We start from the raw sequence: 17329 nt of genomic DNA, 5'->3' as shown, positions 1-17329 counted from the left end.
TTAGGCCGGCGAGAACGGCTTTGAAAGCTGTGCTGGCAAAGGGGTGAAATTGGGAGGAGCCCATGGGCCACACTGTTGTTGACCCGAAATTCCGGGACCTGATCGACGAATTTGCACCGGTCAATCAGATCGGGACGGGATTTGTGTTCACCGAGGGGCCAATCTGGCACCCGGTGGAGAAGTTTCTCCTGTTTTCCGATATGCCCGGAGACGTCAGGCGAAAGTGGACGCCGGAAGCCGGTGTAAGCGAATACCTGCGGCCCTCCAACAAGGGCAACGGCATGACCTATGACGCGGAATTGAACCTCCTCGTCTGCGAACATGCGACAAGTTCCGTGGCCCGGTTTCGAAAAGACGGAACCCGCGAGGTTCTTGCATCTCACTTTGAAGGCAAGGAACTCAATTCACCCAACGACATAGTGGTCAAATCCGACGGGACGATCTACTTCACCGATCCGACCTACGGACGGCTTGAACACTTCGGTGTGCCCCGGCCGCTTCAGCAAGGGTTCCAGGGCGTTTACATGCTGCCAGCTGACCATCGGCCTGGCGATGAAGCGATCCTGGTGTCTGATCGGTATATGTTCACGCAGCCGAACGGTTTGTGTTTTTCACCCTGCGAGCGGTGGATGTGGGTCAATGACACGGAACAGGCGAATATCCGCATGTTCGATGTCGGCGAGGATGGCCGGCTCAAAAATGGCCGCGTCTTTGCCTCCGGCATTAAGGACGCGCTCAAAGCCGGTGTTCCGGACGGTATGAAGGCCGATATCAACGGCAATGTCTGGGTAACGGCACCGGGTGGGGTTTGGGTCTATTCGTTTGAAGGGCTGCTGATCGGCAAGGTGGAGGTGCCTGAAATGGTGGCGAACCTTCATTGGGGAGGTGACGACTGGCAAACCCTCTTCATGTGCGCCTGCACATCCGTTTACAGCGTCCAGACCAGGGTCAGGCCGCGCAATGAGCCTTTCATGTATCCAAGGCCCTCGGGCGCTGGCAGCAATGCTCGGCCAGGGGCTCCGAAGCAGCCCCGGTAAGCACAGAGAACGGCCTTCAGGTCTCGGGATGTCCGGCAATCGACCCGAAGAAAACCGCGCTTCTCATTCAGGATTTGCAAAACGATGTCATGATGGACGGTGGTGCCTTCGCCGAAACCGGCTCGCCGCAACATGCGCGGGATCAGAATGTCGTTGCCAACGCGATCGCGCTCGCAGAAGCCGCACGCCGAAAGGGCATTCCGGTCATTCACATCTGGATGGTCTGCGAGCCCGGCCACCCGCTTCTGTCCCAGCATGCGCCGCTCTTTCAGGGGTTAAAGGGGGAAAATGCGCTTGTCCGGGGAACCTGGGGTGTTGCGCCGGTGCCGGGGCTGGAACCACGACCGGGAGACCTCGTGTGCGAAAAGATGTCCATGAGTGGTTGGGAGACGTCACGTCTTGAAAGCTATCTTCGCCATGCCGGCATCGACACGATTATCAACACGGGGTCCTGGACAAACATGAGCGTGGAACATACGGCCCGCACCGCGGCAGACAAGGGGTTTCAGGTCATCGTGCCGGAAGACGCCTGTTCCACCATGAACGCGGACTGGCACCGGGCCTCAATCAACTTTGCCATGCAGAATGTCGCCAGTGTGACACGCACGTCCTCTGTGGTCTCGGCGCTGTCATGAAGATAGTCTCGCCATGAAGCCAATCGACCAGATCATGGCGGCACGGGTGCCGGGTTCAGGAGATCATCATGCAGGAAATTGCTATTGTTACGGGCGGCGCCCAGGGCATTGGTCTTGCATGCGCCAAGCGCTTGCGGGAAAAGGGCGTTGAAATCGCATTGTGGGACATCGATGAAACTGTAGTGAAAGCCGCAGCGTCAGAGATCGGAGCTGTTCCGATCTGTGCCGACATCTCCAATTGGGCCTCGGTCACCGCGGCGATGGAAGAAACCGTGTCAAAGGCCGGTGAGCCCTCAATTCTGGTGAACTCGGCAGGGATCGCAGGCCCGAATGCGGTGATCGAAGACTACCCGCTGGAAGACTGGTGCCAGATTTTTGACGTCAACACCACCGGCTCATTCCACATGTTGAAGGCCGTCCTTTCGGGAATGAAAGAACGCAACTATGGGCGTATTGCCCTGATCGCCTCTGTTGCCGGCAAGGAGGGCAATCCCAACGCGTCCGCCTACAGCGCATCTAAAGCTGCGGTGATGGCTCTCGCCAAGAGCGCAGGCAAGGAATGCGCGTCATTCGACATTGCCGTCAACGCCGTCACCCCGGCCGCCGCGCGCACGCGCATTTTCGACCAGATGAGCAAAGAACATATCGGCTACATGCTGTCCAAGATCCCGAGGAACCGGTTTCTGGAGGTCAAGGAAGCAGCCGACATGATCGCCTGGCTCTGCGACCGCGAAAACAGCTTTGCAACCGGCGCCGTGTTCGATCTGTCCGGCGGAAGGGCAACTTACTGACTTTCTGCGATGATGGTAACGCGCCCCAGCGGTTGATTGGATGTTGCCTGCTTGAGCAGAGTTCGTGCGCGTTGACCCAGGCGGGCCGGGCCAGCTGGCTCTCTGACCGAATTGTTTCTACTTCAAGCTCTTGATGTGGGCCAGTTTACACTGATGAAACAATAGCTGTTTCGCTTACTAACGAATACTGCAACTTCCCGTGGTGGCTGTGCTTTTCGAGGTGTAACGCCATTTTGTGGAGCCGCCATAAGCCGAGAGGCAAATGCCGTCGCAATAGGCGTCCGTGGCATTTGAGGAAGAGGTATAGCTGACAAACTTGCAGCTATTGCCGTCGAAAGAGAGTTTGTAGCTGCGTTTGGTCGTGCGGCTTTCAGCGGGGTCTTTCTCTTCTTCAGTGATCTCGATAATTCCGTTTCGATAAGAGTAACGTGAGCAGAGATCGCGCCTGTAGCCTTCTTCGATCTGCAATTCGACGCAAACGGTCTTGCCCTTGCCGGCAATGCTGCCGGATGAATTCACGCTGCGGCCGTTCACGAAGACAACGCCTGACGGGGTGTCCGGGTCGGCGATCAGGAGCCTATCGTCATTCTGCCGGATAAGAACGGCTTTCTTGGAGGTTCCGCGTTGCGTTTCGGTGAACGAACCCCTGTCGGTTTGCGAGTAGGAATCTCGCCGTTCGAAATTTGTATTGGCGACGAAAAACAAGGCCTTGCCATTGAGATCAAGAGACTGAGGTGTTGCGCGCGCTGTATTCTGAGTGGCGGCTCCACCATCATCTGACGTTGATTGGCAGCCGGCGAGCGACAACGCGATCCCGATAAAGATCAGTGCAAATGTGGATTTTGGCATGCGATGCTTCCCTACGAGGTCTTTGTAGCCAAAGCCTGGCTCGAGTGTTTTTGTCGATTGAACTAAGGTTAAGACCCAGGAGGTCCGTTAAGAACGCTGCAAATTGCCTGTTTTGCGGCCGTATAGGAGAGCGTCTTGCCACCACTTGACACATTGTCCGCATCAAAACGTGTGACCTGGCAGGAGTTGCCATTCAGTCTGATCTTGGAAGTGAACTGGACTTTAAACTGCATTCCGTTGACGACACGTTTGTCGATGTATTTGTGGACTGCCGTGAAGCCGTTGCCGGAAACCTTCAGTCGCGCCTCGGTAATGGATCCGCTGGACCGCTCAACACCCTTTGACTGCCCTTTGCGAATGCGAATGCCGCCGCCGTCGCCAGTGTAGTAGAAGGCATCGCCGTTCTTGGCGAAATAAACCTGATAAGGCGTTTTGAACGTTCGGCGTTTATAGCATGCACGTACGCCAACGGGATGACTGCAGACTGTGTAAGAGACCACCCATTTCACCGTTTTTCCGGATGGGGGTGCCGCTTGCGCCGGCAAAGCCAGTACGACGGCAGCAAGAAATAGCGCTGACACGCTTGTCAGCCAATAGAATGTCTTTCTCATATAAAAGCCCCAAAACCCCAATACTGTTTTTGATGCGCCCCGGTTGACGGTGGCGTTCAGTCGCAAAATTGCTCTCCGTTGAAAACGAAACAATTGGACCCGCCGCTGCTTGCGGGCCGTGTCGTCTGTGTTGTTGTTCGTTGTGGCGTGTAACACACGCCCTTGCTAGACAGTTTCTTGCCGCTCGGACACGACTTGGTGACACAGGTATTGCCAACAAGGTTTTCGGTCACCTTGCAGACAAGCGGGCAGACCCTATTGTCAAACTCCCGCAATTGTCTGAGAAACTCGCCGTTAGGTTCAATCGAGGCCAGGCGCAGGTTTGAGTGGCGGTTGAACAGGTCGGCGGCGGAACGACTGCCACGACCCCACACACCATCTGGCGATCCGGCATTGCAGCCCAGTCTGTTCAGTTCAAGCTGAACGGCGCGGGCAAGTTCTTTTGGGTCGCTTGGCACCGGCTGATTGTTCTCGGGAGCGACAGTCTCCGTGGGAACCGTCGTCGCCGGATTGAGGTTCGCTTGTTGCTGGGGTTTGTTTTCAAGTTCTTTCAGACGTTTGGCGGCAACCGCGGCGAACAGTCCGTTCGGGAATTTTTCAAGATAGGCACGCAGTTCGCTAGTAGTCGGGTCGTCTCGAACGGCAGACCAATAGGCCACATCAAGATCGGACGTGCTGACCGAGGGGCTCAATGCGCTCGTCTGTGCGTCTTCGTCTTCGGGATAAAAGTAAAAGTCGCCGGTAATCGAACTCACCTCCCATGGCACCTGCCGATCACCGGTTTCCTGAAGCACATCTCGGCGAGCCTGCTTGAAGACGGATTCGATCGGTTTGCCTGGACTATCCACGATGGCGCGGCTCAGTGCAGCCGTGTAGGGGGAGTTGTTGGTGGCACCATCAAGGGCGACCTGGCCTGGCGAGGTCGCATAGGCGATCAAAGTGCCCATGGGCGCGTCGACGGGCGCAAGTCCACGTGTTGCTGACCGAAAGGCTCCTTTGAACGGGTTGTTCCTACACGCGTCCAGCACAACGATATTGACGGGGCTGTTGGATGAATTCATCACGCGAAGAAAGTCATTGACGTTGATTCCCTCCAGGTCGACTTCATCTTCGTCCGCAAGTGTGGCATTGACCGGAATAAGATAGTTTTCACCGCGCACCTGAACGCCGTGTCCGGCGTAGTAGATCAAGCCCGCCTCAACATCGGAATTGCGCAGTACGCGGCCGAATTCCAGCAGCTCTTTTTTCATTTTCCGATAGTCGGCGTCGATCAGCTGCCGCACTTCGAACCCCGCCTCGATCAGCGTTTCAGCCATCAGGCGTGCGTCGTTTTCCGGATTGGAAAGAGATTGGATGTTTTCGTAATTCGAGTTGCCAATGACAAGCGCCACCCGGCTCGCAGCAAGTGCGGCCTGCGTCGACCAAAAAACCTGCAAGACCAAGAAAGCAAACAATATTTTTTTAAAATATAAAATCGCCCCGACAGATGACCGCTCACCCGACTGCTCCTGTAATAAAAAGCTGGCTGCTGAAAGCGCTTTCAAATTCCCCTGGGGCATACTAGGCAGACGATTTTGCCGCTGTCCAGCAGGACAGGTTGTAAAAGCGCCTGTTTCTGTTTTTCATCGGGATATCGTGAAAAAATCCGCAGGTCTCTACTTAGCCGAATGTGAGCAGTCTCCAGCTTCAGGGCTTGATCTGGTAATCCTCATATCCGGAAGCCCAACGGACACTTCGGTTGCTGGCATCGCGCGTCCAAGGCTGATTGAGACGTGCGGAGAGCTCTTTCAAAAAGATCATCTTGCCGGAGATTGGTTCAAGCTCGCCATGTTCGCGAAGCAGATCTTCCAGTTCGACGGGGTCCTCAGTCACGATGGCAAGAAGCCTTCCTGTACCCGCAGGCGCTTGTGCCTCGAAAACAAAGCCGTAGGTGGGATCAGGAACCGTCAATACTGAACCGGCTCGAATACGTCCGGTTTTGCCAGCCTGCCGATCCTCATCGGTTGGAAACAAAAGCACAAGCTCTTCTTCGGCGGTGATATCCAGAAGAGTAAGGTAACCGTCAAGTCCGCTGGTCAGCCGGAACTGGACCTCATCGCCAATGCGATGGGTATTTCCCGGAAGAATATCCACACGGATTTCGGCCGAATTCAGTTCAGGCACCACGTCAGAAACGTCTTCAGCGGCGCTCCATTCGACAGCCTGGACCGGCGCGCCCGCCAGCATTGGCTGTAAGATGAAAGCTTCGTTGCGGGGCGATATGTTGGGCGTGAACTGAAGTTCGCGACACTGCGCGACCTGTTTGCACCACCTTTCCGTTTTCGGTCTGATGTAGTTCATGAGTTCTGCACTGGTAATTCTGTTGTTGCCGTTCAAGTCAGCAGCGCCAGTGCTCAATCCCTCGATAAGATTACGAGTGAAGATACCATAGCCACGAGATTCCCAGGCCAGTTGGTGGGGAAGTGCGGCGGAAAAAGTTATGTGCGAACCGGCGTCGCGAGCGAGTGGATCTTCCGTCCGGGACGTTTGCGGAACAGACCTTGCCCCGCTACCAAATGGCAAGTAGCGCGCTCGCACGTCGGCCTCGTTCGCGGGTTCCTTGCCGAAGATATCCCGATTGATGGTGCCGGAATGGCAGGAATCGGCGATCAGGATCACTTCACGCCCCGGAAGCGCTGACAAGGCTTTGCCGATTTCGTCGTCCAGCACCATGTCCTCTGCGACATTGCCTCGGCGCCCGTAGTCATATGGAACAAAGGTCTCGTCTTCGCCATCTTCCTCATCGCCGTTCCTGTCGGGTACATGGGACCCGTGACCGGAATAGTAGATTACAACTCTGTCGCCCGGGCTGGTCTGATTGGCAAGCCAGCCTGAAATGGATGATAGGATATTGTTCTTTGTGGCGTCCTTGTCCTTGAGGATGCGAATGTCCGATGGAGTAAACTTCCAGTGGCTTTGCAGAAAGGAGGACATGGCGCGCAAATCATTTGCCGGCCCGATCAATTGTGCGCTTGGCGGCAGATGTGGATAATCGCCGACCCCAATCAGCAGTGCCTTTTGAGCAGCCTGTGCCGCTGGAAGCAGGAAGAAGTAAAGCACCAAGGTTGCCAGAAAAGGGCCGGTTTTTGATGTCACGGGGTTTCATCCTTTTCGCGGGTGTAAAGACCGACCCAATCAAGCCCGAATTGCTGGCCGTCCAGAAGCACTCGAAAGTCCTTGGCCAGGTTTTCAAGGTCTGCCGTTCCGTTTGCCAATTTGATCAGCGACACCAGACCAGGCATCGGTGTCGGCGATGACAAGGCAATCAGGTGATCTGCTCCGAGCGGCGGAACGACTTGTGAGGTAAAGCGTTCCGTCCGCTCAAGCCGTAATTTGCCGGCTGCCAGACCGCGCCCCCGGAGCGAACGGGAGCGACCAGCTGGATTTTCCCGGTCGCAGCCAGATTAAAAAGCAGAATGTTTTCGTGAGAGCCGGAAACCATCTGAAAGGTCACGCGTTCTCCAGCCTTGTAGACACGGCTTCCATCACGCAGCGAAACGTCCGGATCTTCCGTGGATTTCAATTCGGCCAGAAAAGCCAGAAAGCGCCACTTGTCTATCGCACCTTGCAAGGCTGCTGCGCTCATCTCATCCGAAATTCGCGTGACCCGATCACCAGCTCTGTTGTAAAGCCAGCCCGCTTCGCCATCCAGGATCAGATCGGCCCGGGTTTTGTCTGCGACTTCCTTCACGCCAATAAGTTGTGGCAACCGAAAATCTGGCGTCCGGTAAAGCGAAAGGCCTGGCAGTCCAGTGCTCACAGGTTCCGTGCCACCACCAAATGCCGTCGGAATCGGGATCGACAATCCCCGGGAACCTGCATTGACTTCGGGTCGCTGGCGGCGTTCCGAATAGCGTTTGACCGTGCGGTTGATGTACCGCTTGAGCTCCGCAGTGCTCAGGACGGAATTCTTGTCCTTATCGGCAGCTCCTTCCAACGCACGCGAAAATGCATAGGAAAGCGCCCCTCGAACCTGGTCTTTGATCCGATATTCCTGGGTAACCTTGTTTTGATCCTGAGCGTAGAGCCAGACGACGCGTTCCAGCGCCTTCTCGCTGACTTCGCCAAGTGCCTCGACACGTTGTGGAATAAGGTCCTCACTAGGGTCAAGCGAGACCTGTGCAACCCTGGAATTTGCCGGCAGACTGGGATCGATATCGCGGGTCATTCCGCCCGCAAAACAACTGTCCGCGACGAAAACGACAGTTGCTTCGGCTTCTTCAGCCAGCAGATGGCCGATCTCGTTGTCGATCAGGCGTTCGTTGACCCCAGGGCCGGTTTCGTTGAACCCCGACAACAGGAACATGTTGTCGAATGCCTCGTGGCCATCAAGGATCGCCGGCTGTCGGGCACCGTGTCCGGCATAGTGAAAGATCAAAGTGTCATTTTCTCCCGCGCGTTCGGTCAAGGCGCGCCAAGCAGAGAAGATTGCTTCACGCGTCGCGTCCTCGTCGGTGATCAAGGTAACTTTCCTTGCACCGATCGCCTCCAGGGTTTGCGCAACATCTTTGGCATCATTGGTTGCACCCTTGAGGTCGGAAAGAGTGCTGTACCGGTCAATTCCGATAACCAACGCATAGAGATCGCCGGCTGCTACCGAGGTTGGAGCGATTGCGATCGCCAACCAGAAGACAACTTTGAAAATGTGTGTCCGCACTTGCACACGAGGTCTTTTGACAATGGGTTCCTTCATGTCAGTTGCGAACGAACTCGACCCTGCGATGGGCCTGGTTTCTCAGATCTTCTGAATAGAGTGATGGATCATCAAACCGAAAGGGCTGCGCTTCTCCTTTTCCGTCCACGTCGATCCGGCCGGAATAGCCCGTATTCAAAAGTGCTTCGCGAATGGCTTGTGCTCGCCGCAAGGACAGGTCGAGATTGTAGGGGCCCGAGCCCGCCGGGTCTGTGTGTCCGACCACACGAATGTCCGGGTTGCCTTGGGCCTCCAGCGTTTTTCTGACGTCTTGAAAACTGAGCCTGCCTGCTTCGGTCAAGATGGCTTGGTCATATTTGAACTGGATCGGGACAAGAGTCTTCTTTCTCTTGTAACCGCGTGTTGAAAAGCTGTATTGGGAGATCGTCTGGCCACTTCTGGTGGTCGGTATTTGAACGTCTTCAGGTGAGTTTGAGACCTGAGCCCCCACGACGGCAAGTTCGTCCAGTCTGTCCCGCAGCCGAGCGATCATTCTGTGATCGGGCTCGTTGGGTGTCAGCTCTTCATCGTCGACCAGTCCGAGCGCTTCCTGGTAGGCTCTGAGAGCCGGCAGCACCTGCTGCTGCTGCCGGTAGATTTCACCTAGGAAATAAGACAGCCGCCAGTGTTCGCCAAACTCCTGCAGGTCGAGCAGTGTCTCCTTGAGTTCTTCGATGTTCCCTGAATGGGAGGCAAGGCTGTCAAAAGGAACGACGCTGTCGAGCCGCGAATGGATGATGTCTGCACCAAACGCCTCTACCGTCACGCCATCGCAGTCGCTGTCGTTGTAGGCTTGGTCATAGAGACTGGCTTTCTCGTCATAGGAGGCATCGCTCGAAATACTCGACCAGGCTTTCTTGAGAGCTTCGCAGGACAGAAGGTCCGCATGCGCTGGTGCCGCGGCAAACGATGATATGCCCAAGGCCAAAACAAGGACGTTTAATCGAGCATATAAACTTGAGACCAATGAAAAAGTATCGAGCCGTACAGCCATATTTTTCCTATAGGAAAGGTTTTGGATTGCTTCATCTTGAATCGGAAATATGCCGATCCACCCTGAAATTTGCTTCTAAATACCCTTAACTTAACGGAGAATGACTCATCTCGCTCGCGGCGGCAACTTCTGAAATCTTTAACTGGGACAATCTGAGCAACAAGAGTGCGCATTTGACAGCGTGTCTTCTTACCATGGGCATAGTAGTCAAATCATCTCAGGCCAATGCCGGAAACAGTTTAGACTGCGGGTAAGTTGCTGAGAACGAGAGAGCAAAACAAACAAAAATCGGTTTGGATTTTGTGTGATGCATCCAGCAAACAGGAGATTGATAGCTGCATGTTGCTGCAAGAGTATGCGAGGCGCTGAACCAGTAGTGTCGCATTCGTGCAAACTGAATGTGAGATTTAATGGTGCTGCCGGAGAGATTTGAACTCTCGACCTCTCCCTTACCAAGGGAAATGGCTTCGGCTGTTAAGTATTGAAAATTTGGCCGTTTTTCCGTCGCTGTTCACAGATTGCACGGATAGTGCACCAGCTGTGCACCAGCACGTTTCCCACGATTTGGATCGATGGGAGCACTGGAAGACCATGCCACTTAAGATAGTTCGTAAGCCGGGCCGGGCGATGTTGTACATGCGCGGTACGATCAACGGTGTCCGGTATGACGAGAGTACCGGAACCGCGAACAGGAAGATCGCAGACGCTTACCGTTTGAAGCGCGAAAAACAGATACATGACGAATTCTTGGACACGGCACGGCCCGCCGTCAGCTTCGCGGAGGCTGCGGAGGACTATGTTCGCGGCGGTGGCTGCAAACGCTTCCTAAAGCCGCTTGTGGCCCGTTTGCGCAATATGGAGGTATCCACTATTCGTCAGGAGTTAATCGACCGTGTGGCTCGTTCTGTGCTTCCTGGCGGTGCACCCGGGACGCTGAACCGTCAGGTCTATTCTCCGATATCGAGCGTCCTTCACCATGCTGCCGTTATGGGATGGTGCAACAAGCCCGTAATCAGAAGACCGAAGCAACCACGTGGCCGTGACCGCTGGATCACGAAAGAAGAAGCCCAACGGTTACTGGATGCTTCCAGTGCCCACATGCGCCCACTGATTTGTTTCCTTCTGTACACCGGGGCAAGGGTTGGGGAAGCGCTATGGCTCGACTGGGCCAACCTTGACCTTGAACGGAGACATGTACAGTTCGTGGCGACAAAGAACGGAACATCACGAGGTGTTCCCCTTCACCCGGTACTGGTTGCTGAACTTGAGGGGCTTGCGCACCGGAATGGTGTGGTGTTTCGAACAGGGAAGGGTACGCCTTACGCCAGGCCGAAACGAGAAGATGACACTTCCGCAGGGACCCGCATTAAGTCAGGGTTTTCAGGGGCGGTAAGGCGGGCAGGTCTAACAGACTTCAGGCCGCACGATTGTCGGCACACGTGGGCAACTTGGCATTATCAAGCAAACCGGGACCTTGGAGCACTGATGAGGCTCGGTGGATGGAAGACGATGAGTATGGTGATGCGGTACGCGCATACCAACGTCGAGGAACTGGTCCATACGATTGATGCGATCTAGGTAAGGGCCGGGGTTCGTCTTCTCGGAGGTGTATGCGGACTACACCGGCTCTTGGTTGTGCGCCGGGAGAGAACCAAATACATCCTTTTCACAAAGCAACGTGGTCTGTCTGATGGCGTGTCAAGAATCACGAGCGGATAGGCCGGTGTTCAAGTTGCGCCATGTGCAATGTGGCAAGGGTACTCAACCCTCCTAATACGAGGCAATTGAATTTGTCAGGAACGGACAAAGAGCCGGAACAGCGGTACCGGGACTATTCACGTCGCTTGGACGTGCACAGATGGAGTGAATTCCCGGAGCTAAAACGGTGTGTTGGCGAATTGATTGCACAGATCGACGCGGCGTCAACGAAAGAACGGCAAAGAGGACGCAACTCGGGAGCATACAAGAGCCTGTATAACGCAGTCACATGCATCGTCCTGAACCTATATGCCGCGTGGCGTACTGACCCACAGTTGTCCGTGGGCATCAGCTTGAACCGGAACAGTTACAGTGGGGACAGCCGGTACCGTAAGCTGTTCTTAAAACACAAAGGGGTGCACGAAGCGTTCAAGGGTCTTGAGTTGCTCGGATACCTGGAGGTGGTCAGGCAAGGGTTCAACGACCCTGTAACGGAAATCGGTCGCAGCACACGGATACGAGCGACAGACAGACTTATCAGGTTACTCACGAACGATATTGACCTGACCATGCCTGTCATCAGGGGCACAAATGGCGAGAGCGCCGAAGAGGTGCTTCTGATGCGCGACGAGAACAAGAACCTTGTAGAGGTGTACGAAGAGACCGAAGACACGCAGAGAATGAGAGCGGAACTCGGTACTATAAATGCACTGCTGGCCGACACGTGGATCGACCTTCACGTTCCTTAAAGCGAGTACCATGACGGGTACGAGCAGAACGAGTTCCGGATATCGACGGCTGACCAGTACAGACTACCGGCGCGCTTGCACCGCGTGGATTTCACAGAACGGCACCTAGTACGGATTTTCAATAACAACCGGTGGGATGAAGGGGGACGCTTCTACGGAGGCTGGTGGCAACGCATTCCAAGCCGGCATCGGTCGCACATACATATCAATGGCAAGGTAACGGTCGAGGTCGATTTCTCGGGACTTCACATTGAAATGTTGTATGCGCGTACAAGCGAACAGTTGGAGGGTGATGCGTACGCCATCGGACAATCAAATGTGGAGCGCGGTACTATCAAACGTGCCGTCAATGCTCTGATCAATTCAGAGAAGATGCTGAACAGTCCACCGGAGGACATAAGGACAGAGTTGTCAGTCCACGACTGGAAGAGACTCGTAACAGCGATCCGTGAACGGCACGAACCAATACAAAGGTTCTTTGGAACTGGTGAAGGGTTGCGACTACAGAGAGTGGACGCAGACATTGCAGCTGAGGTCATGCTCTACTTTGCTGAACGGGGTTATCCATGCCTCCCAGTGCACGACAGTTTCATCGTCCACAACGGGTTAGTGGACGACTTGAATAAGGTCATGCAGCGGAACTATGAACGACGCATCGGTAGACCGATCAGAACCAAGAACGAGCTAGGATCAGCAGCATTCAGACAAGGGGGTGGCATGATCGAGCCATCCCTATCCAAGGCACTTGAACCAGACCCTGCGTACAAAGGCTACGATACAAGGGAACTTGAATGGTCACAGTACCGGACACGAGCTGATCTAATTGGCTGATAGATCAGTACCATCAACGATACAGTCGATCAGCTGCGCCTGGCTGGCTCAACCTCCCGCACTCTTAGCCCGGTCCCCCTCCATTACTAAGAGCCTTAAGTCAGATGGGCAAATAACTCTCAGTTTTCTGCGACTTTTGTTTACGATCTCGTCCGACGTGAACCCTGAAGAACAAGTAATTTGATCAAATCTAGAACATGTACCTGACAGTGTTTCCGTACAATACTGCCATGGTAGCTACAGGTTGGAGCAGTTGGCTGTGTCTATACGAACGCTGCCTTGCGGTACGCTGAACTCGAGTTAGTGGTCATGCGTGGCGCGCTAGAAAAGCCAATGATCCTGGAGCATGGCAAAGCGGGGTTGAGTTGCATCTAAAACGAATTGAAATGCCAGGGAGAGTGTACTATTGTGTTTGCACTATTTGAAATAGTATTTTGGGGACACCATTATGGCATTCCGTATAGTTTTTGCACTTTTTGCTTTCTCGATTGTGACAACCACGCACGTCCATATTGCCGCGTCACAGACGCCGCCTTGTCATAGCGATACAAGCAATTGCAACTAGGTGGTTTTCGAAATGTGCTTCGCTGTATTAGGGCCTCTTTTTTATGAGAGCGCCATCATATCTTTTATCGTCGGCGCGCTTTTTATAGTTGTTTATTCAGTCTATCGACCTTTTCAGTGGGTAGAACCATTTTACATTCAAGGTCAACGACGGACTGAGCGTGTAAAGAACCTATTGGCTTTGTCTGAATTGCTGCCCGCCGTCACATTGTTAGTGCTTTTAAATCTTGTAGTGTATGTCGCCATCACGATTTTGGTCGGACAAGTGTTTTCTTCAGGATATGGTGACTACCTTCCAGTATTCACTGAAACTTATTTGAAGAGTATTGAAGATGGTTGCAATTTAGACAATCTTGATGGCAAAAGAATAGTTGATTGGTATTTGCCAATGTATTCTTCACTAGCAATGATCGGTATCCTGCCGTTCGTTTCTGAACTAAAAATCAAGAACTTCGATCTTTCGAAGGTTAAGGCAGATAGGATTTGCCAGTCCCTTGTTGGTGTTCGGGAAAAATTGCCCAGGATTCTTGATGTGGTTTCAAATGCCCACTTGCAGGAGAAATCAATCCCAAAGTCAATGAAAAAAGATGAAGAATATCGAAGATTACTATTTTGTAAAAAGCTTCTAGAGATAGCAAAAGATAGATCAAAATACTTATCATCAAAAGATAAATCTTACGAAAATATTCTAAAAAGAAGTGGTCTAACAGTAGAATTACTAGAAAATATTAGAGAAATTGATAACGAAGAAATCGTCGATAATTCTGACATTTTGGAGCTTCTGGAAAAAGACGCTTTGAGAGTTTCATCGGTATCGCTTTGCAAGAGCGCCCCACTGAAAGATGTAGAAGCGATCCTTGCCCATTATAAAATTGAGGTGACCAAAGGTTTTGATGACGGTCAATGGAAAAGTATTGATCACTTTGTAATGATTTCCTTCATTGCCTGCCTGTGTATCTCATTCTGCACTCTGACGCCTCCGTTGTCTTTCGGTTTCGTATCGCCAAAATTCGAACTCCCGTGGGATGCATCAAACTATTTTCCGACCGAGTTTCCGACCGGAATAAGTCTGCTGTTCACTTGGTCAGCGCCATATATCTTTGGATTTGGGATTGTGTGGTGGCTGCGTGGGACTATGGGTTTCAAATCTTGGTTTGGGCACGAACAAACCGATGAAGGCCAAAAATACGTACGGCCATTGCCATTTACTCAAACAATTGCGTTGATTTGCATCTATGTTTTTTGCCTTTTCTCAATGTTTGCTATGAATTTGGTTTTGCAGTGGAATGTGGTTGACAAGGCTTTTGTGCTGCAAACTCTCAAAGAGAACGCGATTTTTTCTCTACCTGTGTGTACCGTCATTTTTTTAGCTGTTTCATACGCAGACAAAGCGATCCTAAATGATTACTCTGGTGCAATAAGAGAAGTTTTGGGTCTAACTTTGTCGATAATTACGGTTACATTTGTAACTCTTATCTCCAATGGGATCGTAATAAATCACTTTCAAGGCTTACATCTGGCGCAATACGCCGATTTCATTGCTTATGTGGTGATAATAAACGCTTTGTTACTTTCATCATTCTGGACTTATTTCAGGTTTTTTTACAAACCTAAGATATTAGAATAGAACATTTGTATTAGCAACGCTGGGCGATCTTGCCCACTACAGGGTGATTATTGCATGCGCCGAATCGCGATCACTTATCGAGTGCCCGGTAAACAGAGGCTCGACCGATCCCAAGTCGCTTCGCGATCTCGGAGCCTCCGAGCCCTTCAGCTTTGAGGGCCTTCACCCGATCTGCATCGATACTGGGTTTGCGCCCCTTATAAACACCCTTTGCCTTTGCCTTCGCTATGCCTTCGGCCTGGCGTTCACGACGCAGGTTTGTCTCAAACTCAGCGAATACTCCCAGCATGTCCAGAAACGCCTTCCCAGCAGCCGTCTGGGTGTCGATAGGCTGCTCAGTAGCCTGAAGGCCTACACCGCGCTCGCGTAGCTCTCTGACGATGTCCTGAAGATCTCCTATTGAGCGTGCGAGCCGATCAATACGTGTGACGACTAGTGTGTCGCCTTCGCGGAGAAAATCCATCAGAGTTCGAAGCTCGTCCCGGCCAACTCGCGACGCGCCACTGACTTTCTCTTGCCGGATCACCTCGCACTCTGCTGCGCGAAGAGCATCAACTTGGATTGTTAGGTCTTGGTCGGTGGTGCTCACGCGAGCGTAGCCATACTTGGTCATAGACGCCTCTGTCTCAATAGACTCCAGACCTTATATGCTATCTGTCTCATTATTGTCAAGACTGCCCTATTGAGACGCGATACTTGTCTCACGGCATTGTCACGTTAGCGTGTACCCAAACGAGGCGAGTTGCAATTAAATGCTTGTAAAACGGCACATTCCGCGCCTGCCAGTATGCAAAGCGTTGTAGTTACCACTTGCCCCATGTTGACGGGTGGAGATAGTCTTGTCTCGTTAAGGTTGAGGGGTTAGTGATTTCATGCCTGAATTACTGCCGATTGAGTTCGAGCAAAGGTCTGGCAGACTCTACATACATTTTGACGTGCAAGATCATCACATCAAGTTGGACACATTCGTCCGGACAGCGGCAAGTGCTCATGATGTCATTAAGGCACTGGATGCGACTTTTTTGAAGGCGCTTTGGATTATGAACTGCTCGTTATGCCCCCGGAACCGGGGTCGTTTCTCGCGAGATTGGCACTAATCCTGGCAAGTGGCGCTGCACTGGTAACAATTACAGACAGTGACATATTATCAAATTACGTGAAGGGACTGACCGGAAAAACCCCTGCTGATTGGGCGCTAGACCTAGGTCAATTTCATAAAGAAGCGTTTGATGCACAAGACGTTACGCTTCAAAACACCGACACCCCTCACGAGGAACTGACTGACCCAGACCATCCTCCAGGGTGGTTGTCGCCATTCTTGGAAGACGAAGAGATAGCCTGTAAGACTGGAGCGCGGATCATCACAGCTATGGCGAGAGAGATATTAGAGCGCGATACTTCAGAACTACAAAGTCTCGGTATGGAGGTTGGAAATCTACCGGACGCACTTGACGCGCGGGCTGAATTTTATCGGGCTTGTTATGACGACAAACAAGTGCAGAGACTTGGGTTTACGCCCACGGACGACTTTCCCGTGCCGAGAAATAGCTTTCCAGAACGCGCACAGAAGCCGGAACGCAAAGAGACCGAAGAAGAACCCCCGGAATGGGTGGTATCGACAGAGAGTATATTTGTCACCTCTCCAAACTGGGACAAGGAAGATCAGAGAGATCGACAATGGAAAGGCAAAGACAGCGCCCGCCGCAGCAGTTATTTCGTAATAGATGACGCTGAGTTTTGGGGGCTAGTTGTCAAGAAGGCCCTGCATGTCGAAGTTCTGGACAATCTCAAAGTGCAGTGGGCCTATCAGATACTAGACGGTAGACCGAAGAACCGTCGCGTTCTGCGTGTTCTCGAGTTCAACGGGGACAAACTTGCCGACCCTCTCTCGCCAGCCGCGATCAAGGCTGTTTTGGGCGACTACATGCAGCTTGAAGCCCCCCACGCGTCGCCATCTTTGTTCACCGGTAAGGATAAGCGATGGAAACCTCCGGAAGACGAGGAGTGAGCACCTAGGGGGCATTAGGTTCCAGCACACAGCAAGCTACTCGTGATGGTTTGTGCGTCTCCGAGGTCAAGAAACGTTGCTAGACGTAGGGGCATGGGGGGAATTGAAGGCATGAGACTGTTTGATATCCCTTCGAAAAAATGTGCCATGAAATCTGGCGCTGTGCTCAGTGCTTCAGCTGTCCGCGTACTTAGCCACGGGTT

The 17329-nt window shown here is 52.9% G+C and carries 14 protein-coding genes, 1 tRNA gene and 1 pseudogene; 7 read left to right on the top strand and 9 right to left on the bottom strand.

Annotated elements, in window-relative coordinates; all coding sequences use genetic code 11:
- Nucleotides 1-62: 62 nt before the first annotated feature.
- Nucleotides 63-1672 (top strand): annotated as a pseudogene (locus tag ACZ1HV_RS07725) (isochorismatase family protein).
- Between the two features lie 68 nt (nucleotides 1673-1740).
- Nucleotides 1741-2463 carry an SDR family NAD(P)-dependent oxidoreductase gene (locus tag ACZ1HV_RS07720; RefSeq protein WP_472717760.1) on the top strand — a complete coding sequence of 241 codons (723 nt, stop codon included), beginning with the start codon at nucleotides 1741-1743 and terminating at the stop codon, nucleotides 2461-2463.
- Nucleotides 2464-2640: 177 nt separating this feature from the next.
- Here the strand turns inward: ACZ1HV_RS07720 and ACZ1HV_RS07715 are convergent, their stop codons facing one another.
- The 8 genes from ACZ1HV_RS07715 to ACZ1HV_RS07680 all read right to left on the bottom strand — a co-directional run bounded on the left by ACZ1HV_RS07715 (nucleotide 2641) and on the right by ACZ1HV_RS07680 (nucleotide 10199).
- Nucleotides 2641-3312 carry a hypothetical protein gene (locus tag ACZ1HV_RS07715; RefSeq protein WP_298813289.1) on the bottom strand — a complete coding sequence of 224 codons (672 nt, stop codon included), beginning with the start codon at nucleotides 3310-3312 and terminating at the stop codon, nucleotides 2641-2643.
- A 68-nt stretch (nucleotides 3313-3380) separates the two neighbouring features.
- Nucleotides 3381-3923, bottom strand: a complete 543-nt coding sequence (locus ACZ1HV_RS07710) for a hypothetical protein (protein WP_298959399.1) — start codon at nucleotides 3921-3923, stop codon at nucleotides 3381-3383.
- A gap of 56 nt (nucleotides 3924-3979) precedes the next feature.
- A complete protein-coding gene (locus ACZ1HV_RS07705; protein WP_472717759.1) occupies nucleotides 3980-5314 on the bottom strand; it encodes a caspase family protein in 1335 nt (444 codons plus the stop codon).
- Between the two features lie 295 nt (nucleotides 5315-5609).
- Entirely contained in the window at nucleotides 5610-7058 is a 1449-nt protein-coding gene (locus ACZ1HV_RS07700) for a caspase family protein (RefSeq protein WP_472717758.1), read from the bottom strand.
- A complete protein-coding gene (locus ACZ1HV_RS07695) occupies nucleotides 7055-7222 on the bottom strand; it encodes a hypothetical protein (RefSeq protein WP_472717757.1) in 168 nt (55 codons plus the stop codon). The genes ACZ1HV_RS07700 and ACZ1HV_RS07695 overlap by 4 nt, the downstream gene beginning before the upstream one ends.
- Before the next feature lie 5 nt (nucleotides 7223-7227).
- Nucleotides 7228-8655, bottom strand: a complete 1428-nt coding sequence (locus ACZ1HV_RS07690) for a caspase family protein (protein WP_472717756.1) — start codon at nucleotides 8653-8655, stop codon at nucleotides 7228-7230.
- Nucleotide 8656: 1 nt separating this feature from the next.
- Complete coding sequence (locus ACZ1HV_RS07685; RefSeq protein WP_472717755.1) at nucleotides 8657-9649, bottom strand: OmpA family protein; 993 nt, start codon at nucleotides 9647-9649, stop codon at nucleotides 8657-8659.
- Nucleotides 9650-10060: 411 nt separating this feature from the next.
- A tRNA-Leu gene (locus ACZ1HV_RS07680) sits at nucleotides 10061-10199 on the bottom strand.
- Nucleotides 10200-10240: 41 nt separating this feature from the next.
- On the opposite strand from ACZ1HV_RS07680, the gene ACZ1HV_RS07675 reads away from it, so the two are divergent.
- The 4 genes from ACZ1HV_RS07675 (at nucleotide 10241) to ACZ1HV_RS07660 (ending at nucleotide 15118) form a co-directional block, all read left to right on the top strand.
- Nucleotides 10241-11227: a tyrosine-type recombinase/integrase gene (locus ACZ1HV_RS07675; RefSeq protein ID WP_472717754.1), complete on the top strand. Its 987-nt coding sequence runs from the start codon at nucleotides 10241-10243 to the stop codon at nucleotides 11225-11227.
- A 473-nt stretch (nucleotides 11228-11700) separates the two neighbouring features.
- Nucleotides 11701-12096, top strand: a complete 396-nt coding sequence (locus ACZ1HV_RS07670) for a hypothetical protein (RefSeq protein ID WP_472717753.1) — start codon at nucleotides 11701-11703, stop codon at nucleotides 12094-12096.
- 318 nt (nucleotides 12097-12414) lie between these two features.
- A complete protein-coding gene (locus ACZ1HV_RS07665) occupies nucleotides 12415-12927 on the top strand; it encodes a hypothetical protein (RefSeq protein WP_472717752.1) in 513 nt (170 codons plus the stop codon).
- Nucleotides 12928-13504: 577 nt separating this feature from the next.
- A complete protein-coding gene (locus tag ACZ1HV_RS07660) occupies nucleotides 13505-15118 on the top strand; it encodes a hypothetical protein (protein WP_472717751.1) in 1614 nt (537 codons plus the stop codon).
- Between the two features lie 70 nt (nucleotides 15119-15188).
- Here ACZ1HV_RS07660 and ACZ1HV_RS07655 read toward each other — a convergent pair whose 3' ends face one another.
- Complete coding sequence (locus ACZ1HV_RS07655) at nucleotides 15189-15731, bottom strand: recombinase family protein (protein ID WP_472717750.1); 543 nt, start codon at nucleotides 15729-15731, stop codon at nucleotides 15189-15191.
- A gap of 441 nt (nucleotides 15732-16172) precedes the next feature.
- On the opposite strand from ACZ1HV_RS07655, the gene ACZ1HV_RS07650 reads away from it, so the two are divergent.
- Nucleotides 16173-17126 carry a hypothetical protein gene (locus ACZ1HV_RS07650; protein WP_472717749.1) on the top strand — a complete coding sequence of 318 codons (954 nt, stop codon included), beginning with the start codon at nucleotides 16173-16175 and terminating at the stop codon, nucleotides 17124-17126.
- Nucleotides 17127-17329 lie beyond the last annotated feature (203 nt).

This window comes from Roseibium sp. JB4-4 (assembly GCF_055693425.1).
Note: the sequence above shows the minus strand (reverse complement) of the source record. Positions and strands in the feature narration are given on the sequence as shown.

Bases quoted from the DNA above. Each gene is read 5' to 3' on its own strand.
- ACZ1HV_RS07720 (WP_472717760.1), top strand. From the start codon at position 1,741: ATGCAGGAAATTGCTATTGTTACGGGCGGCGCCCAGGGCATTGGTCTT.
- ACZ1HV_RS07715 (WP_298813289.1), bottom strand. From the start codon at position 3,312: ATGCCAAAATCCACATTTGCACTGATCTTTATCGGGATCGCGTTGTCG.
- ACZ1HV_RS07710 (WP_298959399.1), bottom strand. From the start codon at position 3,923: ATGAGAAAGACATTCTATTGGCTGACAAGCGTGTCAGCGCTATTTCTT.
- ACZ1HV_RS07690 (WP_472717756.1), bottom strand. From the start codon at position 8,655: ATGAAGGAACCCATTGTCAAAAGACCTCGTGTGCAAGTGCGGACACAC.
- ACZ1HV_RS07685 (WP_472717755.1), bottom strand. From the start codon at position 9,649: ATGGCTGTACGGCTCGATACTTTTTCATTGGTCTCAAGTTTATATGCT.
- ACZ1HV_RS07675 (WP_472717754.1), top strand. From the start codon at position 10,241: ATGCCACTTAAGATAGTTCGTAAGCCGGGCCGGGCGATGTTGTACATG.
- ACZ1HV_RS07660 (WP_472717751.1), top strand. From the start codon at position 13,505: ATGTGCTTCGCTGTATTAGGGCCTCTTTTTTATGAGAGCGCCATCATA.
- ACZ1HV_RS07655 (WP_472717750.1), bottom strand. From the start codon at position 15,731: ATGACCAAGTATGGCTACGCTCGCGTGAGCACCACCGACCAAGACCTA.
- ACZ1HV_RS07650 (WP_472717749.1), top strand. From the start codon at position 16,173: ATGCCCCCGGAACCGGGGTCGTTTCTCGCGAGATTGGCACTAATCCTG.